Here is a 19,387-nt window from a genome sequence, read left to right as displayed (position 1 = left end):
CGATCCCGTCAGAGCGGCGGCGTCGGCAGCGGCGCGCGCCGATTGACCGCGGGCGCCGCCGGCTCTTCGCCGGGCTCGAGCGTATGCACGACCGCGAGCCGGCGCAGCAACTGATCGACCGCGTCGTGCTCCATGTCGCGATAGAGAATCTCGGATTCCGACTGCTTCGCGAGCGCGTACTGGTCGTCGTAGGTCATCGAGCGATTCAGCGCGATCGACGACGGCGGAATCAGCACGGTGCCGTTCTTCGCGACGAGCTGATAGCTGAGCGTGAGGTCGAGCTCGTACTCTTCGACAAGCCCCTCGGCGCTCAGGCTCAGCGTGCCCTGGCCGCGGCCCTCGCTGAGCATCAGAATCGCGTCGGCGCCCCCGGGCGATTGCAGCACGGTCGTGTCGGAACCCGTTTCGATCCGGCGCTTGAGCAACGCGCTCATCTCGCGCGAGCCGGTCGACTGGACATAGAGGTTCTTGAACGGAAAGTTGTCGCGCCCCTGCAGCTGGAAGCCGCATGCACTCAGCATGCACGCCGCGGTCACGGCACAAAACATAAGGCGAATCACTGTCACTCCCTCTCGTCACGCGCTGCGTTGCGCCTCGTACCGGCACGCGGCCGATACGATCCCATGCCCCGTCAGACGACGACGTTGACCAGACGACCCGGCACGACGATGACCTTCTTGGCCGCCTGACCGTTGCCGAAGCGCTCGAACATCTCATGCGCGAGCGCCGCCTGCTCGATGACGTCGCGCGTCGCGTCCTTCGCGACGGTCAGCGCGCCGCGAACCTTACCGTTGATCTGCAGCACGAGCTCGACCTCGGACACGTCGAGCGCCTTCTCGTCGACGCCTTGCCAGCGCGTATCGAGCAGATCCGTGCCGAACTCGGCGCGATACCCGAGTTCGTCCCAGAGCGTGACCGTGATATGCGGCACGACCGGGTACAGCAACTGCAACAGCACGCCGTACGTTTCGCGCAGCACGTTCGCGCCGTGTTCGCCCTCGGCGGCCTGCTTCGCGCCTTCGATCGCGTTGAGCATCTTCATCGCGGCCGAGACGACCGTGTTGTACTGGATGCGCTGGAAGTCGAATTCAGCCTGCTTGAGCACGCTGTGAATTTCGAGACGCAAGGCCTTCTGCGCATCGCTGAGCGTCGCCGCGCGCAGGGCGGCGCGATCGGCGCGACCGCGCTTGAGCACGTCGGCATGCGTATAGGCGAAATTCCAGAGGCGCCGCAGGAAGCGGCTCGCGCCCTCGACGCCCGAGTCCGCCCATTCGAGGCTCTGCTCGGGCGGGGCCGCGAACATCGTGAACAGACGCGCGGTGTCCGCGCCGTACGAATCGATCAGCGATTGCGGATCGACGCCGTTGTTCTTCGACTTCGACATCTTCTCGACGCCACCCGAGATCACGGGTTCGCCGTCGGTCTTGAGCACCGCGCCGTCCGCCGTCACGGTGACGTCGAGCGGGTTGTACCACGTGCGCTTGCCCGACGCGTCCTCGCGATAGTAGGTCGCGTTGAGCACCATGCCCTGCGTGAGCAGATTCGCCGCGGGCTCGCCAAACTTGATGAGGCCGAGATCGCGGCACGCCTTCGCCCAGAAGCGCGAATACAGCAAGTGCAGGATCGCGTGCTCGATGCCGCCGATATACATGTCCATCGGCATCCAGTAGTCGGTCCGCGCATCGACCATCGTCGTCGCGTCGGGGCTCGCATACCGGTAGAAGTACCACGACGAATCGACGAACGTGTCCATCGTGTCCGTCTCGCGGCGCGCGTCGGCGCCGCACGTCGGGCACTTGACGTTGAGGAACGCGGCCGATTTCGCGAGCGGATTGCCCGCGCCGTCCGGTACGAGATCCTCGGGCAGCACGACGGGCAGATCCTTCTCGGGCACGGGCACATCGCCGCAGTGCGCGCAATGGATGATCGGGATCGGCGTACCCCAGTAGCGCTGGCGCGAAATGCCCCAGTCGCGCAGACGCCACGTGACTTGCTTGTCGCCGAGGCCGAGATCCTTGAGATCGGTCGCGATCGCGTCGATCGCCTCCTTGCTCGTGAGGCCGTCGTACTTGCCGCTCTGGATCAAGCGGCCGTTTTCCTTGTCGCCGTACCACTCGGCCCAGACGGTCGTCGAATACGCGTTGTCGCCGACGGCGACGACCTGCTTGACGGGCAGCGCGTACTTGAGCGCGAACGCGAAATCGCGTTCGTCGTGCGCGGGCACGCCCATCACGGCGCCTTCGCCGTAGCTCATGAGCACGTAGTTGCCGATCCAGACCTCGATACGCTCCTGCGTCAGCGGATGCGTGACGTGGAAGCCCGTCGGCTTGCCCTTCTTCTCCATCGTCGCGACGTCGGCCTCGGCGACGCCGCCGCGCTTGCATTCGTCGATGAATTGCTGAAGCTCGGGCTTGTTGCGCGCGAGGCGCGTCGCGAGCGGATGCTCGGCCGCGACCGCGACGAACGTGACGCCCATGATCGTGTCGGCGCGCGTCGTGAACACGCGGAGCAGCTTCGATTCACCGTCGATCTCGTACGGGAAGCCGAAATTCACGCCGAAGCTCTTGCCGATCCAGTTCTGCTGCATGACCTTCACGCGCTCGGGCCAGCCGAGGCCGTCGAGATCCGCGAGCAGTTCGTCGGCGTACTGCGTGATCCGCATGTAGTACATCGGGATCTCGCGCTTCTCGACGGTCGCGCCCGAGCGCCAGCCCTTGCCGTCGATGACCTGCTCGTTCGCGAGCACGGTCTGGTCGATCGGATCCCAGTTGACGGTCCCGGTCTTCTTGTAGACGACGCCCTTCTCGAGCAGCTTGAGGAACAGCCACTGATTCCAGCGGTAGTAGTCGGGCTTGCACGTCGTGACTTCGCGCGACCAGTCGATCGCGAGGCCCATCGACTCCATCTGCTTCTTCATGTAAGCGATGTTGTCGTAGGTCCACTTGGCGGGCGGCACGTTGTTGGCCATCGCCGCGTTCTCGGCGGGCATCCCGAACGCGTCCCAGCCCATCGGCATCAACACGTTGCGGCCCTGCATGCGCAGATAGCGCGCCATCACGTCGTTGATCGTGTAGTTGCGTACGTGGCCCATATGGAGCTTGCCCGACGGATAGGGCAGCATCGACACGCAATAGAACTTGTTGTCCTGATCGGGCGTCTCGACGGCTTGGTAGACGTGATGTTCGCGCCACTGTGCTTGCGCGGCGGATTCGACGTCTGCGGGAACGTACTTTTCTTGCATGGCGGATGGTCGGGTGAAACGCGAGAGTCGCGCGCGTGCGTGCAGCGCGCGTGTCGATTTGAGAGCAAGCGGCGATTATACCGTCTGACGCGCGCGACGCCGCGGCGCGCGGCCGGCCCTCAGGGTAGGCTGCCCGCCGGAGCGCGATCGGCCGGATCGGGCAGCGTCACGAAGCCGATCCGCGAGACGCCGGCGCGCTGCGCGTCGGCCATCACGCGCGCGATCGTCTCGTAGCGCGTCGCGCGATCCGCGCGCAGATGCAGTTCCGGCGCGGGCGTCTGCTTCGCGGCGGCCGCGAGCTTGCCGTTCAGCGCCCGCTCGTCGACGCGCGCGCCGTCCCAGTAGAGCGCGCCCTGCGCGTCGATCGAGAGATCGATCGTGTGTCCCGTATCGGGCGCCGGCGCGGCCGTCGCGCGCGGCAGATCGAGCCGGACCGCGCGCGTGAGCAAGGGCGCCGTGATGATGAAAATGACGAGCAGCACGAGCATGACGTCGATCAGCGGCGTCATGTTGATGTCGGAAATCGGCGCATTGCGCTCGCCGTCGCTCAGTCCGCCAAATGCCATCGCGTGCGTTGCCTCGCGTTGAATGAGGGTCGGTTCAGCATCGGGGCACACGCGTCGTCGCGACGCGCGCAGCGCCGCTCGCGCACGCGTTCCGACGTGTTCAAACGCGTTCGCCCGAATGCGCGACCGCCGACGACGCGGTCGCGGCGGAGACGGCATGCGCCGACGAGCCCGCCTGCGCGGGTCGAGCGGATCCGGGCGCCGTCGCCCCGGTCGGGACGGGCGACAGCGCGAACGCATGCAGATCGCGCGCAAAGCCGTCCAGATCCTCGCCGAGCTCGCGTACGCGGCGACCGAGGATGTTGTAGGCCAACACGGCGGGAATCGCCACGACGAGCCCGAACGCCGTCATGATCAGCGTTTCGCCGACGGGTCCCGCGACGCTGTCGATCGAGGCTTGTCCGCTTTCGGCAATGCGGCCCAGTGCGTGATAGATGCCCCAGACGGTCCCGAGCAGGCCGACGAACGGCGCCGTGCTGCCGATCGACGCGAGCAGCACCTGCCCGAATTCGAGCCGGCGCTGCGAACGCTGCAAGGCGTGGCGCAACGCGCGCAGCACGCGATCGCCGCGTTCGACGCGCGCGAGCAAGGCGCCCGGCACATCGGCTTCAAGACTTTGGAGCGCCGCTTCGGCAAGCGGCGTGAAGATCCGTTCGGTATCGGCGCGGCGTAACGCCGCGACGCCGTCACGCAAGGTCGGCGCTTGCCAGAACGCGCCGATCGCGCGCGGTGCGCGACGTTTCGCGTGCGCGACGACCCAGGCCTTGACGAGCAGACAGCACCAGCTCAGCACCGACATCGCGAGCAGCAGCCACGCGACCGCCTGCGTGACCGCGTCGCCCGAGCGCAAGTAATGAATGACACCCGTCTCGCCCATCAACGGCTCCGTGAAGTCGAGTCAGTGAAGACCGCGCATCGCCGCCGGGAGATCCGATTCAGGCGAGGCCGAGCACGTCCTGCATGTCGAACAGACCGTTCGACTTGTCGGCGAGAAAGCGTGCAGCAACGATCGCGCCACGCGCGTAGCTCACGCGGCTCGACGATTTGTGCGAAATCTCGATGCGCTCGCCGATGCCCGCGAACAGCACCGTGTGGTCGCCGACGATATCGCCGCCGCGGACCGTCGCGAAGCCGATCGTCGACGGATCGCGCTCGCCCGTCACGCCTTCGCGTCCGTAGACGGCGACCTTCGAGAGTTCGCGTCCGATCGTGTCGGCGATGACTTCACCCATCCGGAGCGCGGTGCCCGACGGCGCGTCGACCTTGTGGCGATGATGCGCTTCGACGATCTCGATGTCGTAGCCCGTCGCGAGAAAACGCGCGGCGACCTCGAGCAGCTTGAACGTGACGTTGACGCCGACGCTCATATTCGGCGCGAACACGATCGGCAACGTCTTCGACGCCGCCTCGAGTTCGGCCTTCTGCGCGTCGTTGAATCCGGTCGTGCCGATGATCATGCGCACGCCATGCCGGCGCGCGATCGCGAGATGCGCGAGCGTGCCCTCGGGGCGCGTGAAATCGATCAGATAGTCGGACTTCGCAAGCACCGCGTCGACGTCGTCGGATAACGGCACGCCCGTCGATTTCCCGAGAAACGCACCGGCATCCTGGCCGACCGACGCACTGCCTTTCATGCACAGCGCGCCCGACAACGTGACGCCCGAGTCGGCGAGTACCGTCTCGATCAACATGCGGCCCATGCGGCCGTCGGCTCCTGCGATAGCGATGCGCATCAGTTCGAATTTCCCGATTGAGGCGGCGCCGGCGACGGCACCGGCGCGGGCGCGCCGCTGACGGCCGCATCGCTCGCGCTGAGCACGCGGTCGAGGCCGCTTGAATCCGGCACGGCGGCGTTATTGCCCTGCGTCGGCGGCGCCGGACGCTGGAGGCTGATCTGCGGCTGGCCCGTCGGCTGCTGGACGCCGCCGATGATCGGCTGCGGAATCTGCGAGCCGTTCGGCGCGGGCTTCGCCGGCGCCGCGTCGATCGACGTCGCGGCATTCGCGGCATTCGCGGCGGCGACATTCGGCGCAACGCCCGACGACGCAGCGTTCACGGCCGGTGTCGGCGCGGCATCGCTCGCCGCACCCGCCGCCGCAGCGGACGAAGCAGCAGCAGCCTTCGCGAGGCGCTCCTGGCGAAGCAGATTGCTTTGCTTGTCGTTGCCGTCGATCGCGGCGAGCAGTTCCTGCTCGCTCGGCAAATCTTCGGCGCCGGTCCAATGGTCGAGCGTGTCGCCCTTGAAATAGACGACGAGATCGCGTTGCTGGACGATTTCGCGCGGACCGCGCCGGAACGAGAACATATAGTCCCAACGGTCCTGATGGAAGATATCAGTCAACAGCGGCGTACCGAGCAGCGTCTTGACCTGATCGCGCGTCATCCCTTTCTGAAGCTGAGCCGCCGTTTCGCTCGACACGAAATTGCCTTGCTCGACCGTCAGGTGATACGGCGTAATCCAGTCGACGACCTCGTGCGACACACTGTTATAGGTCGAACAGGCGGCAAGTACGGTGGCACCCACGACGGCGACAGTCACTAAACCCGCGTGGCGAAGGCCACGATTGAAGAAAGTTGAACTCATTTCACCCATTGTTCCGCGTCCGATAACGCGAGATCTTTGATGCCGCCCAGGAAAACCCATTATGATTGGGGCCTCGTATTGTACTCTAGGGACGCAGTGCCATGACCAATCCCGCCGACCTGAAGAATATCGGGCTCAAAGCGACCCTGCCACGGCTCAAAATTCTCGAGATCTTTCAAAACAGCGACGTCCGACACCTGACGGCCGAGGATGTCTATCGACACCTGCTGCACGAAGAACTCGATATCGGCCTCGCCACCGTGTATCGCGTGCTGACCCAATTCGAACAGGCCGGGCTGCTGAGCCGGAGCAATTTCGAGTCGGGCAAAGCCGTCTTCGAACTCAACGAAGGCACGCACCACGACCACCTCGTCTGTGTCGACTGCGGACGCGTCGAGGAGTTCTATGACGCCGAGATCGAACGTCGCCAGCAATTGATCGCGAGCGAACGCGGCTTCGCGCTGCATGAACATGCACTGGCGCTTTACGGCGCGTGCACGAAGGCCAATTGTCCTCACAAGAAGCACTGAATCGAACGCGCTCGTACGCGTGCACCGGCTCGCACGGCACATGACCGCGTCGAGCCGCCGACAATACGAACCTGACGCCCGTCATTCCGAGCGGCGCACGCCGGCCATATTGGCATAAAGCGCTCGACCGGTCCCGCGCGCGGCGATACAGGTGCGACAGTTTGCCGCACGACGCCAATTCAAGATTTCGATTCGACTACGGTGGGTGCTCCTCAACCCACCGGAGATCGTCATGTTGACTCCCATCGCAAGCGCTTCGACCGCTCATACCCGTGCGCTTCAAATGCACGCGTCCGCGCAGGGACCGCAAGCCCGTCCCGCAGAGGCGCACGCGGCAGGTTCCGACGCCGAATTCAAGCAGCCCTCCTCGACCGAGACACTCGCCGAGTTGTTCAAACAACGCCTGAGTCGACCCGTGCGAGATACACCCGCAAATCGGGGCGCCCTATCGCAATCGATGTCGTATCGAGACATCCCGGCACTGCGGGCCGACGTCAAGTTGATGCTTCTCAAAGATGACGTCTTGTTTCCCCGCGATCTCGCCGGCTTGCGCAAAACCGAATTGCGATTGAACGCCGCTGGAACGGAGACACGTCCCAGCCATCGGCCGCTACGCGAAATCGTGTTCGTGAAGGCGCCCCCGGAGAGCGCATCGACATCGGGTACGCGAAGCGTGCAGATCCTCACGCAGGCAGGCAACGCGAACATCCTGGGGTTCGCGGCGTCGGCGAACGGGACGGATCGATACCTCGTCGCGCGAACCTCCTCCGACTGCGCGGGACTGACGATCCGATTCGGGCACGAAGCCCCCCACTGATCACACACGCGCGGAGGTCCGGATGCCGCATGCGTCGGCAATGCGGCCTCGGTAAAAAAAACGGGGCGCGTCCGCCGGACACGCCCCGTTTATCGTATGCCACGCATCGCGCCGCGCGTTCGGCGCGGCGCGTGAATGTATCGCTTACTTCGCGGTCGCGAGCGCCACCGTCGTATCGAGCATCCGGTTCGAGAAGCCCCACTCGTTGTCGTACCAGCTCGACACCTTGACGAGATTGCCCGACACCTTCGTGAGCGTCGCATCGAACACCGACGACGACGGGTTGTGGTTGAAGTCGTGCGAGACGAGCGGTGCCGACGTGTACTCGAGGATGCCCTTGAGCGCGCCTTCCGATGCGTTCTTGAGGATCGAGTTCACTTCGTCGACCGTCGTTTCGCGCGCGGCGACGAACGAGAGATCGACGATCGACACATTGATCGTCGGGACGCGGATCGCGTAGCCGTCGAGCTTGCCGTTGAGTTCGGGCAGCACGAGACCGACCGCCGAAGCCGCACCCGTCTTCGTCGGGATCATGCTTTGCGTGGCCGAACGCGCGCGGCGCAGGTCTTCGTGATAGACGTCCGTCAGCACCTGGTCGTTCGTGTACGAGTGGATCGTCGTCATGAGGCCCGACACGACGCCGAGCTTCTCGTGCAGCGGCTGAACGAGCGGCGCAAGGCAGTTCGTCGTGCACGATGCGTTCGAGATGACCGTGTGTTCCTTCTTCAGCGAAGCGTGGTTCACGCCGTAGACGATCGTCGCATCGACGTCCTTGCCGCCCGGCGCCGAGATCACGACCTTCTTCGCGCCGCCCTTCAGGTGGGCGCTCGCCTTTTCCTTCGTCGTGAAGAAGCCCGTGCATTCGAGCACGACGTCGACGCCGAGTTCGCCCCACGGCAGTTCGGCCGGATTACGGTTCGCGAGCACGCGGATCCGGTCGCCGTTGACGATCAGATAGTCGCCGTCGACCGAGATCGTGCCCGGGAACTTGCCGTGCACGGTGTCGTATTGCGTCAGGTGAGCGTTGGTGTTGGCGTTGCCGAGATCGTTGATCGCGACGATTTCGATGTCGTGCTTCTTGCCTGCTTCGTAGAACGCGCGCAGCGTGTTCCGGCCGATCCGGCCGTAGCCGTTGATTGCGACGCGAATTGCCATGTCCTTATCTCCTGAGGGTCAAAATCGGTGCGACGGCATCATGCGCCGGCCGCACCGCGAAATGCAACGTTCCTGCGTTGTGGGCGGGAATCAGCCGAGTACACGCTTCGCGGTCGCGACGACGTTGTCGACCGTGAAACCGAAATGCTTGAACAACTCGCCGGCGGGCGCCGATTCGCCGAACGTATCGATACCGACGACACCGCCTTCGAGGCCGACGTACTTGGCCCAGAAGCTCGTGACGCCCGCTTCGATCGCCACGCGCGCGACGCCCTTGGGCAGCACGTATTCCTTCCAGTCGTCGCTCTGACGGTCGAACACCGTCGTCGACGGCATCGAGACGACGCGCGCGCCGATCCCGACTTGCTTGAGCGCTTCGACCGACTTGACCGCGAGTTCGACTTCCGAGCCCGTCGCGATGAGAATCAGCTTGCGCGCGACCGTTTCCTCGTCCCAGTCGACGAGCACGTAGCCGCCCTTCGCGATCGCTTCGACCTGCGCATCCGTGCGCTCGTTATACGCGAGATTCTGGCGCGTGAAGATGACCGCGCTCGGACCCACGCGCTTCGCGGCTTCGACCCACGTGACCGACGTCTCGACCGTATCCGCCGGACGCCAGACGTCGAAATGCGGAATCAGGCGCAGGCTCGCGACGTGCTCGATCGATTGGTGCGTCGGACCGTCTTCGCCAAGACCGATCGAGTCGTGCGTGAACACGAACACCGAACGGATCTTCATGAGCGCCGCCATGCGCAGCGCATTGCGGCTGTAGTCCGAGAACGTCAGGAACGTGCCGCCGAACGGCAGATAGCCGCCGTGCAGCGCGATCCCGTTGAGCGCGGCGCTCATGCCGAACTCGCGCACACCCCAGTTCACGTGGTTGCCCCACTGGATCGCGCCGTCCTGGCCCGCGCGCACCGCCTTGCTCGCCTTCCAGTTCGTGAGGTTCGAACCCGTAAGATCGGCCGAGCCGCCGAGCAGTTCGGGCAGCGCCGCGGCGAGGCCGTCGAGCGCGTTCTGCGAAGCCTTGCGCGTCGCGATCGTTTCACCCTTCGCGACGGTCGCGTCGATGAGCGCCTTCGCCTTTTCGGCGAAGTCGCGCGGCAACTCGCTCTTCATGCGGCGCTCGAATTCGATCGCGCGCTGCGGATGCTTGCCCGCATACGTCGCGAAGCGCGCCGTCCATTCCTGTTCGAGCTTCGCGCCCGACGCCTTCGCGTCCCACGCGTCATAAACGTCCTGCGGAATCACGAACGGCTCGTACTCCCAGCCGATCGCCGCACGCGTCGCCGCGATTTCTTGCGCGCCGAGCGGCGCGCCGTGCGCGTCGTGGCTGTTCGCCTTCGTCGGCGCGCCCTTGCCGATGATCGTCTTGCAGCAGATCAGCGTCGGACGGTCCGAACGCTTGGCGGCCGCAATCGCCGCATCGACCGCGTCGATGTTGTGGCCATCGATCGCCGGAATCACGTTCCAGCCATAGGCTTCGAAACGCTTCGGCGTGTTGTCGGCGAACCAGTTTTCGACATGGCCGTCGATCGAGATGCCGTTGTCGTCGTACAGCGCGATGAGCTTGTTGAGCTTGAGCGTGCCCGCGAGCGAACAGGCTTCGTGCGAGATGCCTTCCATCAGGCAGCCGTCGCCGAGGAACACGTACGTGTGGTGATCGACGATCGTATCGTCGCCGTCATTGAATTCGGCCGCGAGCAGCGCTTCGGCGAGCGCCATGCCGACCGCGTTCGCGAGACCTTGGCCGAGCGGACCCGTCGTCGTTTCGACGCCCGGCGTGATGCCGTACTCCGGGTGGCCCGGCGTCTTCGAGTGCATCTGCCGGAACTGCTTGATCTCTTCGATCGGCAGGTCGTAGCCCGTCAGGTGCAGCAGCGAATAAAGCAGCATCGAGCCGTGCCCGTTCGACAACACGAAACGATCGCGGTCCGGCCAGTGCGGATTCGTCGGGTTGTGACGCAGGTGGCGGTTCCAGAGGGCCACTGCGATGTCGGCCATACCCATCGGCGCACCCGGGTGACCGGAGTTGGCCTTCTGGACGGCGTCCATCGAAAGCGCGCGAATGGCGTTGGCCATACGCGTGCTCGTGGTCGACTGGGGGGCGGAAGGGCTCAGAGACGTGGTCGTCATATCGGAAATCCCGAAACGGAACAGAGGACGGTGCGCGCGCGCCCGAAGCGCCGGACGCGGCAAAGACGGGGATTTTATCAGACAGCCCGTTCGACAGCCTTTGCACAAGTTCGCATGCCGTGTTGCATTTTTTGAGGGACAGGGCGACGCCCCCGCGCCCGCGTGGACGCGCGCCGGACCTTGTTCGCCCACGCGCTCAAGCGCATTTCAGGCAAGCCCTGTCCGTGGCATCGATCAAGACTTGGCTCTCCCCTTCCTTGAGACTCCGCCATGTCGATCAATTCCACGTTACCGCCTTCGCTCGTTTCACGAACCGATATTCGAACGAATGTCCGTGCTGCCGCCCGTCTGACCGCGCCGCGCGCCGACAGCCTCGTCCAGGACCGCGCCAAGCGCGCGACGGATGCGGACTCGTCGGCTGCCCCCGGCCCGGCCGTGCTGCGCAACGTCTTCGCACCGGCCGACGCGGTGCGGCAAACTCAGGGCACGGGCCTGCTGCCCGAGATGCTCGAGCACATCGGGATCTGGAACACGCCCAACGCCGCTTACGTCACGATGAGCGCTGCGTTCGCGCAGACGCACATGGCCCCGGGAAATCGTCCGGCCATCGGCCGCGAAACGCTGTATTTCGAGCCGCGTCGTGTCGGCGGCCAACTGCCGACGCCGGTCAACCTCTGCCAGGCGACCGTCAGCGCGCGCGGCGCATCGCCGGCTCGCGCCGAGATCCGCGCCGACCAGACGCTGTATCTCAAGGGCTGTCTGCAGGCGGGCCAACGGCTCGCGCCGCTCGAATTCCGTTCGGATACGCCGTTCGACTACTGGATCCAGGCCCGCGAACCCGATGGCACGATCCACGTCAAATCGAACGTGGGGCCGACAAAGCTTTTGCGATTCGAACTTCCGAGTGCGCCATCGCGCCATCTCGATGTGATCGTCATGATTCAGCCGCGCACCGCCGCGCAAGCTGCTTCCGATAGCCCGCGCGGCCCGACAGTCATCGAGTATTCGCGCGCGCGCTGATCGAACGTCCGCACGTCGATGTCGTCGACGTGCGGACGTCTCGATGTCTCGATGTCTCGATGTCTCGATGTCTCGATGTCTCGATGTCTCGATGTCTCCGATGTCTCCGATGTCGCGCGCAGCCGTGGCACACTACGGGCTCGCCCCAGCTCGAAGCATGCCGATGTCCGACTCCGCCGCGCCCAGCCCCCGCTCCGACGCCGTCAAACCGCCGGCGACCCCATGGCTTACCCCGTATCTCTGCGTGATCGACGCGGCCGCGAGTCAGGCCTTCTACGCGCACGCATTCGGTTTCGTCGCGCGCGAGACGGTCGCGGACGACGGCGTTGCACTGCACGTCGAGATGACCTACCAGGGCGAACTCGTCGTGATGTTCGCACCCGAAGGCGCGTTCGGCTCGACGGCACGCACGCCCCGGAGCGCGAAAACCGAAGCGCCGCATCTGTTTTATCTCTACGTCGACGACGTCGACGCGTGTCATGCACGCGCGATCGAGGCCGGCGCGCGCTCGCTGATGCCGCCGTCCGACCAGTTCTGGGGCGACCGCTTCTGCCAGATCGAGGATCTCGACGGCTATCGCTGGGGCATCGCGCGCAAGGCCGCGCCCGTCGGCGAGGCATGACCGCGATGCCGCGTTTCTTTATCGATACCCTTTTGCAGTCGATTCCGCCCGGCGTGCCGTTGACGCTGCCCGAGGACGTCGCACGGCATATCCAGGTCCTGCGGCTCGCGCCCGACGACGCGTTGACGCTGTTCGACGGCAGCGGCGGCGAATACCACGCGCGCCTCGATACGCTCGGCAAGCGCTCGGCAAGCGTCACGCTCGGCGAGCACGATCCGCGCGAAGCCGAAACCCCGTATGCGATCACGCTCGCGCAAGGCATCGCGGGCGGCGACAAGATGGACTGGATTCTCGAGAAGGCCGTCGAGCTCGGCGTACGCCGCATGGTGCCGTTGTCGACGACGCGGTCGGTCGTACGGCTGAACGGCGAACGCGCGCAGCGCCGCACCGAGCATTGGCGCGGGATCGCGCGCGCCGCGTGCGAACAATGCGGGCGCAATCGCGTACCTGAAGTCGACGCGCCGACCGATTTCGACGCGTGGGTCGACGCGCCGCGCACCGGAGATACGCTGCGCATCATGCTGTCGCCGCGCGCCGAGGGCGGACTCGAACGGCTGCCCGAGCAAGCGCCCCAACACGATGTCGAATTGCTGATCGGTCCGGAGGGCGGGCTGTCGCCCGAAGAAGAAACGGCCGCGTTGGCGGCCGGTTATCGGCCGCTCAGTCTCGGCCGCAGAGTGCTGCGCACCGAAACAGCCGGCCTCGCGGTGCTCGCGGCGCTCGCAACGCGCTGGAGCGGATGGTGAGAAAAACGGCCACCGGTCGACGCGCCTCGGTCAAGCACGTCCCGGTTGAGCGAGACTCGGTCTAGCAAGACGCGGTCGAGCGCGTCACTGAGGCACGCAACCCGGTCGAGCGCGACCCGGTCAAACGGCGTTCCCGACTCGGACGAACGAGACGCTCAGGCGAACGAGAAGAATACGCGGAACGCGACCTTGCGCTCGGCCCAGAACTCGGCGGCCTCGCGGAACACGTCGAGCATCGTCTCGCGCGCATCCTTGTCGAACTTGATGCCCGTAGGCACGCCTTCGAGCACGATCACGAAGCCCGGCTGCGTGCCCGCCTTCGCGATGACGTCGGTCAGACAGTCGTAGAGCGCGTCGTAGTTCTTGCCGTATTGCTTCGGGAACGTGAATTCGGTCGCGATCCGGTCGAGCACCTCGGCCTTCGACCCCGCGTTCGCGCACCATGCGTAAAGGAAATGGTGACCGAGCCGCTCGGCTTCCTCGGCAAGCTCCGGAACGCGAAACGCTCGGATCGATTGGACGATGTTCGGGCGGACGGTCTGGAAAAGCGTCATGGTCTGATCGTCGGACGGAAGGTCGCGCAGCGGCTTGTCACGGCCGCCCTCGCGCATCGACATTACACGCTGGAAAAGGTTGGTGTTGTCGCTCATCCCGTACACGTCGTTCGCGACACCGGCGTCTTGCGCTAGAACGTTGTCGCTCATGGTCATTCTGGAATCCGTTCAATAGTCTCGTCGTGGTCGACCATCGAGTCACGATCTTCGGGAAACGCGGCGGTTTGCCGCTTGCGATGCCCCGAGCGTCGCGACACCCCTGCGACGCCGTCGAAACGATACGGTCATGCCTGAGTCAGCCCGCAGGCAGCAGCCGTCAATATGAATGAAGACGGCGCCCTCTTCCGCGCACCGCGCGCCGCGTCGCCTCGGGGAACACTTGCGTCCCGCGCGGCACGCGCGCCGTGCTGCCTTGCAACCGCTTCGATCGTCTGTCCGACCGGTCCCGGCGGCGCCCGTGTCCCGCATCGCGCCGAACCGTGCGAATGCCCTCGCGAGCCTCACCGCACCGCGCACCAAGAAGGTGCCATGACCCAGCCGTCCAACCCGATTTCCCGAACACAATCGTGGCCGGCAACACATGCGTGCCACCACTGAAGGCGTAAGGTTATCCCTAACCGGGCGCGGAATCAACGTGCGATCGTGTCCATTGGCACGGATAAGGGTTTGACTTACAAGGATTTCGGCGACCGGATTCCACCGAAAATGAGGCGGGCCGCGGCTTGCGCCGAAACCCGCCGATGACGCTGATCCGACTATTCGCGGCTCGCCGCGAGCGCGTCGACGACAACGAGCGCCGCCATGTTCACGATCCGGCGCACCGTCGCGGTCGCCGTGAGCACGTGGATCGGGCGCGCCGCGCCGAGCAGGATCGGGCCGATCGCGACGTTATTGCCCGCCGCCGTCTTGAGCAGGTTGTACGCGATGTTGGCGGCGTCGACCGTCGGGCAGATCAGCAGATTCGCATCGCCTTCGAGCGTCGAATCGGGCATCAATTGCTTGCGCAGACGGCCGTCGAGCGCGGCATCGCCGTGCATTTCGCCGTCGATCTCGAGATCTGGAGCGATATCGCGCAGGATCGCGAGCGTATCGCGCATCTTTTGCGCGCTCGGCGCGGGGCTCGAACCGAAGCTCGAATGCGAGAGCAGCGCGATCTTCGGTTCGATCCCGAAACGCCGGACCTCTTCGGCCGCATGGACGGTGATCTCCGCGAGCTGCTCGGGCGTCGGATCGACGTTCACGTGCGTGTCGGCGATGAAAATCTGGCGGCCCGGCAGGATCAGCGCGTTCATCGCCGCGTAGACCGACGAACCCGCGCGCTTGCCGATGACCTGGTCGATGAAGTGCAGATGCCGGTGCGGCGTGCTGATCGTGCCGCAGATCATCCCGTCGGCCTCGCCCTTGTGGATCAGCATCGAGCCGATCAGCGTCGTGCGGCGCCGCATTTCGACGCGCGCGAGCTGCTGCGTGATGCCCTTGCGCGCGAGCATCTTGAAGTACGTCTGCCAGTAGTCGCGATAGCGCTCGTCGTGCTCGGGATTCACGATCGTGAAGTCCTTGCCGGGCTCGAGCCGCAGGCCGTAGCGCTTGAGGCGCTGCTCGATGACGGCCGGACGGCCGATCAGGATCGGCGTCGCGATGCCCTCGTCGACGATGATCTGCACGGCGCGCAGCACGCGCTCTTCCTCGCCCTCGGCGAACACGATCCGCTTCTTGGCCGCCTCGACGCTGCGCGCGACCTGGAAGATCGGCTTCATCATCGTGCCGCTCGCGTAGACGAACTGCTGCAGATGCTGGCGATACGCGTCCATGTCCTCGATCGGGCGCGTCGCGACGCCGCCGTCCATCGCGGCCTGCGCGACCGCGGGCGCGATCGTCACGATCAGGCGCGGATCGAACGGCTTCGGAATCAGATACTGCGGACCGAACGACAGATCGTGGATGCCGTAGGCGGTCGCCACGACGTCGCTCTGCTCCTGGCGTGCGAGCGCGGCGATCGCGTTGACCGCCGCGATTTCCATTTCCTTCGTGATCGTCGTCGCACCGACGTCGAGCGCGCCGCGGAAGATGAACGGGAAGCACAGGACGTTGTTGACCTGATTCGGGTAGTCGGTGCGGCCGGTCGCGAGCACGGCATCCGGACGCACGGCGAGCGCGTCTTCGGGCAGGATTTCGGGGGTCGGATTCGCGAGCGCGAGAATCAGCGGCCGCTCGGCCATCTTTTCGACCATCTCGGCCTTGAGCACGCCGCCCGCGGACAGGCCGAGGAAGATGTCGGCCTGCTCGATGACCTCGGCGAGCTTGCGCGCATCGGTCTTTTGCGAGAATCGCTCCTTGTCCGGATCCATGAGTTCGGCGCGGCCTTCATAGACGACGCCCGCGAGGTCGGTCACCCAGATGTTCTCGCGCGGCAGGCCGATGTCGATCAGCAGATTCAGACAGGCGAGCGCCGCGGCGCCCGCGCCCGACGTGACGAGCTTGACCTGCTTGATGTCCTTGTTGACGACCTTGAGCCCGTTGGTCACCGCGGCCGCCACCACGATCGCCGTGCCGTGCTGATCGTCGTGGAACACGGGGATCTTCATGCGCTTGCGGCACTCGCGCTCGACCGTGAAGCAATCGGGCGCCTTGATGTCTTCGAGGTTGATGCCCCCGAACGTCGGCTCGAGCGCGGCGATGACGTCGACGAGCTTCAGCGGATCGGTCTCGTTGAGCTCGATGTCGAACACGTCGATGCCCGCGAACTTCTTGAACAGCACGGCCTTGCCTTCCATGACCGGCTTCGACGCGAGCGGCCCGATATTGCCGAGCCCCAGCACGGCCGAGCCGTTGGTCACGACGCCGACGAGATTGCTGCGCGACGTGAAGCGCGCGGCGTTCAGCGGATCCGCGACGATTTCCTCGCATGCCGCGGCGACGCCCGGCGAATAGGCGAGCGCGAGATCGCGCTGGTTCAGCAGCTGCTTCGTCGGGGCGATGGCAATTTTGCCGGGGGTCGGGAACTCGTGATAATCGAGGGCGGCTTCGCGGAGTTTATCGGCGGGAGAGGACATGGAGGAGGCTTGAAGCTCGGCAGATTAGAATCGGTTTTCGAGGGGCATTGTAGCGCCGAAAAGGCGCGCATCCGCCTGCGGGGAAGTCCCCACCGTCATGCTGCAATGCCGCACAAAACCCCGCTGCGACGCTAATTTCTTCGAATGCTCAACGAATTCAGCCTCATTCGCCGCTATTTTTCGCGACATAAAAACTCTTCCGATGCGGCGATTTTGAGTGTCGGGGACGACTGCGCGCTGCTCGCGCCGACGCCCGGCAAAGTCCTCGCCGTGTCGACCGACATGCTCGTCGAGGGCCGGCATTTCTTCGCGGGCGCCGACGCCCGCGCGCTCGGCCACAAGACGCTCGCGGTGAATCTCTCGGACCTTGCCGCGATGGGCGCGACGCCGCGCGCGTTCACGCTGGCCCTCGCGCTGCCCGCGATCGACGAAGCCTGGCTCGCGGATTTCTCCGATGGCCTTTACGCGCTCGCCGAGCGTGCGGGTTGCGCGCTGATCGGCGGCGATACGACGAAGGGTCCGCTCACGCTCTGCGTGACCGTCTTCGGCGACGTCGATGCGCACACGGCGCTGCGCCGCGACGCGGCGCGCGACGGCGACGACATCTGGATCTCGGGCACGCTAGGCGACGCGCGGCTCGCGCTCGGCGCGCTGCGCGACGAGTGGCCGCTCGACGCGCACGCGCTCGACGCGGCACGCCGCGCGATGGATCAGCCCGAGCCGCGCCTCGCGCTCGGCGCGGCGCTCGCGGGCGTCGCGCACGCGGCGCTCGATATCTCGGATGGTCTCGCGGGCGATCTCATGCATATCCTCGAACGCTCGGACATGTCCGCGCGCGTCGATCTCGATGCGCTACCGCGCTCGACGCTGCTCGCGCGACAACCGGCCGACATCCAGCGCTTGTGCACGGCGGCCGGCGGCGACGACTACGAACTCTGCTTCACGGCCCCCGTCGACGCGCGCGCGCGCATCGAGGACGCGGGCGCGCGTGCTGGCGTGCGCGTCACGCGCGTCGGTACAATAACGGCCTTCAACGCGGAAGCTCACGCGAACGCCGGCGCGGCTCGTCTCGTCTGGACCGACGGCCGCGGCCAGCCCGTGACGCCGGCCCTGCGCGGATTCGATCACTTCAATGACTGACCCGAACGAAATACTCGACGCCGACCCCGAAAGTCAGGCTCAACGCGACGCCCAACGCGCCGCGCAGCTGCGCAAGCGCTTCGGCGGCCGCTTCGGCTATTTTCGCGATCGCAAACAGACGGGCGCGGGCGGTGAGGCAGGCGCCGACAATCCGGGCCCCGGAAGCACGCGTGCGTCGGGCATCGGGCCGCGCCCGCAAGCGGGCGCCGGATCGAAACGCGCGCGCCCCGACGCGGCGTTCATGCGCTCGCATCCGGCCCATCTGCTGTCGCTCGGCTTCGGCACGGGGCTTTCGCGCTTCGTGCCGGGCACGGTCGGCACGCTGTTCGGCTGGGTGTCGTTTCTCGTGCTCAATCCGTATCTGACGTCGGCGGGATGGCTCGCGCTGATCGTGCTCGGCTTCATCGTCGGCATCGGCGCGACGGGATACACGGCGCGCGCGATGGGCGTCGCCGATCCGAACGCGATCAACTGGGACGAAATCGTCGCATTCTGGCTCGTGATGCTGTTTGTCACGCCCGCGACATTTGGCGGTCAATTATTTGCGTTTATCGTGTTCCGGCTGTTCGACATGATCAAACCGCCGCCGATCCGCTGGTTCGACCGAACGTTCAAGGGCGGACTCGGCATCATGATCGACGACCTCGTCGCGGCGCTCATGACCCTGTTCGTGATCGCGCTCGTGCGGAACTACTATGGACACTGAAAACACGCTCCACCAGCTCGCGATCCGCGTCGGCAACCGGCTGCGCGAAGCGCGCCTGATGCTGACCACGGCCGAATCGTGCACGGGCGGCATGATCGCGGGCGCGATCACCGATATCTCGGGCAGCAGCACGTGGTTCGAACGCGGCTTCGTCACGTACTCGAATCAGGCGAAGACCGAGATGATCGGCGTGCCGAGCGAACTGATCGACCGGCACGGCGCGGTCAGCGAGGCCGTCGCGCGCGCGATGGCCGAGGGCGCGCTGCGCAATAGCCGCGCGCAGATCGCACTGTCCGTGACGGGCGTTGCGGGGCCGGGCGGCGGGACGGAGAAAAAACCGGTCGGCACGGTGTCGTTCGGCTGGAGCGATCGCGTCCACACCTTGTGCCAGACGATGCATCTGAAGGGCGACCGGCGTCAGATCCGGATCCAGGCCGCCGCGCATGCGCTGCGCGGCGTGCTCACGATGCTCGACGAGAGCGAATAGCCTGCTTCGGCGCATGCCGCGCAACAAGGG

At 65.7% G+C, this 19,387-nt stretch carries 18 protein-coding genes; 8 read left to right on the top strand and 10 right to left on the bottom strand.

Annotated features, from left to right (window positions below):
• Positions 1-8: 8 nt before the first annotated feature.
• From D7S86_RS21445 to D7S86_RS21420, 6 genes are all read right to left on the bottom strand, one after another.
• Positions 9-560, bottom strand: coding sequence for an LPS-assembly lipoprotein LptE (locus tag D7S86_RS21445; RefSeq protein ID WP_420813297.1), 552 nt, complete (start codon positions 558-560; stop codon positions 9-11).
• 71 nt (positions 561-631) lie between these two features.
• Positions 632-3,241 (bottom strand): leucine--tRNA ligase, encoded by a 2,610-nt coding sequence (leuS, locus tag D7S86_RS21440; protein ID WP_121089131.1) that lies wholly within the window; start codon positions 3,239-3,241, stop codon positions 632-634.
• A 119-nt stretch (positions 3,242-3,360) separates the two neighbouring features.
• Positions 3,361-3,807: an ExbD/TolR family protein gene (locus D7S86_RS21435; RefSeq protein ID WP_121089129.1), complete on the bottom strand. Its 447-nt coding sequence runs from the start codon at positions 3,805-3,807 to the stop codon at positions 3,361-3,363.
• Positions 3,808-3,907: 100 nt separating this feature from the next.
• A complete protein-coding gene (locus tag D7S86_RS21430) occupies positions 3,908-4,684 on the bottom strand; it encodes a MotA/TolQ/ExbB proton channel family protein (protein ID WP_121089127.1) in 777 nt (258 codons plus the stop codon).
• Between the two features lie 58 nt (positions 4,685-4,742).
• Positions 4,743-5,540 carry a 4-hydroxy-tetrahydrodipicolinate reductase gene (gene dapB, locus D7S86_RS21425; protein WP_121089125.1) on the bottom strand — a complete coding sequence of 266 codons (798 nt, stop codon included), beginning with the start codon at positions 5,538-5,540 and terminating at the stop codon, positions 4,743-4,745.
• Positions 5,540-6,331 carry an outer membrane protein assembly factor BamE gene (locus D7S86_RS21420; RefSeq protein ID WP_240648332.1) on the bottom strand — a complete coding sequence of 264 codons (792 nt, stop codon included), beginning with the start codon at positions 6,329-6,331 and terminating at the stop codon, positions 5,540-5,542. Before D7S86_RS21420 ends, dapB begins: the two co-directional genes overlap by 1 nt.
• 161 nt (positions 6,332-6,492) lie before the next feature.
• On the opposite strand from D7S86_RS21420, the gene fur reads away from it, so the two are divergent.
• Together fur and D7S86_RS21410 are read left to right on the top strand one after the other, a co-directional pair.
• Positions 6,493-6,921 (top strand): ferric iron uptake transcriptional regulator, encoded by a 429-nt coding sequence (fur, locus tag D7S86_RS21415; protein ID WP_121089123.1) that lies wholly within the window; start codon positions 6,493-6,495, stop codon positions 6,919-6,921.
• A 151-nt stretch (positions 6,922-7,072) separates the two neighbouring features.
• Positions 7,073-7,738: a hypothetical protein gene (locus D7S86_RS21410; protein ID WP_147432416.1), complete on the top strand. Its 666-nt coding sequence runs from the start codon at positions 7,073-7,075 to the stop codon at positions 7,736-7,738.
• A 144-nt stretch (positions 7,739-7,882) separates the two neighbouring features.
• On the opposite strand, the gene gap is transcribed toward D7S86_RS21410, so the two are convergent.
• Positions 7,883-8,893: a type I glyceraldehyde-3-phosphate dehydrogenase gene (gap, locus tag D7S86_RS21405; RefSeq protein WP_121089118.1), complete on the bottom strand. Its 1,011-nt coding sequence runs from the start codon at positions 8,891-8,893 to the stop codon at positions 7,883-7,885.
• A 90-nt stretch (positions 8,894-8,983) separates the two neighbouring features.
• Positions 8,984-11,029, bottom strand: coding sequence for a transketolase (tkt, locus tag D7S86_RS21400; RefSeq protein WP_121089392.1), 2,046 nt, complete (start codon positions 11,027-11,029; stop codon positions 8,984-8,986).
• A 270-nt stretch (positions 11,030-11,299) separates the two neighbouring features.
• Here tkt and D7S86_RS21395 point away from each other — a divergent pair, with 270 nt between their 5' ends.
• The 3 genes from D7S86_RS21395 to D7S86_RS21385 all read left to right on the top strand — a co-directional run bounded on the left by D7S86_RS21395 (position 11,300) and on the right by D7S86_RS21385 (position 13,417).
• Complete coding sequence (locus D7S86_RS21395) at positions 11,300-12,049, top strand: hypothetical protein (protein WP_121089117.1); 750 nt, start codon at positions 11,300-11,302, stop codon at positions 12,047-12,049.
• Positions 12,050-12,212: 163 nt separating this feature from the next.
• The gene (locus tag D7S86_RS21390) at positions 12,213-12,671 is read left to right on the top strand and encodes a VOC family protein (RefSeq protein WP_166444147.1); all 459 of its coding nucleotides are present in this window, start codon (positions 12,213-12,215) and stop codon (positions 12,669-12,671) included.
• Positions 12,668-13,417 carry a 16S rRNA (uracil(1498)-N(3))-methyltransferase gene (locus tag D7S86_RS21385; RefSeq protein WP_240648331.1) on the top strand — a complete coding sequence of 250 codons (750 nt, stop codon included), beginning with the start codon at positions 12,668-12,670 and terminating at the stop codon, positions 13,415-13,417. The genes D7S86_RS21390 and D7S86_RS21385 overlap by 4 nt, the downstream gene beginning before the upstream one ends.
• Before the next feature lie 155 nt (positions 13,418-13,572).
• Here the strand turns inward: D7S86_RS21385 and D7S86_RS21380 are convergent, their stop codons facing one another.
• The gene (locus D7S86_RS21380) at positions 13,573-14,121 is read right to left on the bottom strand and encodes a barstar family protein (RefSeq protein WP_121089113.1); all 549 of its coding nucleotides are present in this window, start codon (positions 14,119-14,121) and stop codon (positions 13,573-13,575) included.
• 605 nt (positions 14,122-14,726) lie between these two features.
• The gene (locus tag D7S86_RS21375) at positions 14,727-17,024 is read right to left on the bottom strand and encodes an NADP-dependent malic enzyme (RefSeq protein ID WP_121089111.1); all 2,298 of its coding nucleotides are present in this window, start codon (positions 17,022-17,024) and stop codon (positions 14,727-14,729) included.
• A gap of 144 nt (positions 17,025-17,168) precedes the next feature.
• Here D7S86_RS21375 and thiL point away from each other — a divergent pair, with 144 nt between their 5' ends.
• From thiL to D7S86_RS21360, 3 genes are all read left to right on the top strand, one after another.
• Positions 17,169-18,164, top strand: coding sequence for a thiamine-phosphate kinase (gene thiL, locus D7S86_RS21370; protein ID WP_121089109.1), 996 nt, complete (start codon positions 17,169-17,171; stop codon positions 18,162-18,164).
• Between the two features lie 241 nt (positions 18,165-18,405).
• On the top strand, positions 18,406-18,870 hold the full coding sequence (locus tag D7S86_RS21365; protein WP_121089388.1) for a phosphatidylglycerophosphatase A family protein: 465 nt from the start codon (positions 18,406-18,408) through the stop codon (positions 18,868-18,870).
• Positions 18,860-19,357 carry a CinA family protein gene (locus tag D7S86_RS21360; protein WP_121089107.1) on the top strand — a complete coding sequence of 166 codons (498 nt, stop codon included), beginning with the start codon at positions 18,860-18,862 and terminating at the stop codon, positions 19,355-19,357. The genes D7S86_RS21365 and D7S86_RS21360 overlap by 11 nt, the downstream gene beginning before the upstream one ends.
• Positions 19,358-19,387: the final 30 nt, after the last annotated feature.

Origin of the sequence: Pararobbsia silviterrae (genome assembly GCF_003628125.1) — a bacterium.
GTDB classification, from domain to species: domain Bacteria; phylum Pseudomonadota; class Gammaproteobacteria; order Burkholderiales; family Burkholderiaceae; genus Pararobbsia; species Pararobbsia silviterrae.
Note: the sequence above shows the minus strand (reverse complement) of the source record. Positions and strands in the feature narration are given on the sequence as shown.

What these genes read in the sequence shown, in the direction of transcription:
- D7S86_RS21395 (WP_121089117.1), top strand. Translation starts at nt 11,300, where the DNA reads ATGTCGATCAATTCCACGTTACCGCCTTCGCTCGTTTCACGAACCGAT.
- D7S86_RS21360 (WP_121089107.1), top strand. Translation starts at nt 18,860, where the DNA reads ATGGACACTGAAAACACGCTCCACCAGCTCGCGATCCGCGTCGGCAAC.
- gap (WP_121089118.1), bottom strand. Translation starts at nt 8,893, where the DNA reads ATGGCAATTCGCGTCGCAATCAACGGCTACGGCCGGATCGGCCGGAAC.
- D7S86_RS21365 (WP_121089388.1), top strand. Translation starts at nt 18,406, where the DNA reads ATGCGCTCGCATCCGGCCCATCTGCTGTCGCTCGGCTTCGGCACGGGG.
- D7S86_RS21385 (WP_240648331.1), top strand. Translation starts at nt 12,668, where the DNA reads ATGACCGCGATGCCGCGTTTCTTTATCGATACCCTTTTGCAGTCGATT.
- thiL (WP_121089109.1), top strand. Translation starts at nt 17,169, where the DNA reads ATGCTCAACGAATTCAGCCTCATTCGCCGCTATTTTTCGCGACATAAA.
- fur (WP_121089123.1), top strand. Translation starts at nt 6,493, where the DNA reads ATGACCAATCCCGCCGACCTGAAGAATATCGGGCTCAAAGCGACCCTG.
- D7S86_RS21380 (WP_121089113.1), bottom strand. Translation starts at nt 14,121, where the DNA reads ATGAGCGACAACGTTCTAGCGCAAGACGCCGGTGTCGCGAACGACGTG.
- leuS (WP_121089131.1), bottom strand. Translation starts at nt 3,241, where the DNA reads ATGCAAGAAAAGTACGTTCCCGCAGACGTCGAATCCGCCGCGCAAGCA.
- dapB (WP_121089125.1), bottom strand. Translation starts at nt 5,540, where the DNA reads ATGCGCATCGCTATCGCAGGAGCCGACGGCCGCATGGGCCGCATGTTG.
- D7S86_RS21375 (WP_121089111.1), bottom strand. Translation starts at nt 17,024, where the DNA reads ATGTCCTCTCCCGCCGATAAACTCCGCGAAGCCGCCCTCGATTATCAC.
- D7S86_RS21390 (WP_166444147.1), top strand. Translation starts at nt 12,213, where the DNA reads ATGTCCGACTCCGCCGCGCCCAGCCCCCGCTCCGACGCCGTCAAACCG.
- tkt (WP_121089392.1), bottom strand. Translation starts at nt 11,029, where the DNA reads ATGACGACCACGTCTCTGAGCCCTTCCGCCCCCCAGTCGACCACGAGC.
- D7S86_RS21430 (WP_121089127.1), bottom strand. Translation starts at nt 4,684, where the DNA reads ATGGGCGAGACGGGTGTCATTCATTACTTGCGCTCGGGCGACGCGGTC.
- D7S86_RS21435 (WP_121089129.1), bottom strand. Translation starts at nt 3,807, where the DNA reads ATGGCATTTGGCGGACTGAGCGACGGCGAGCGCAATGCGCCGATTTCC.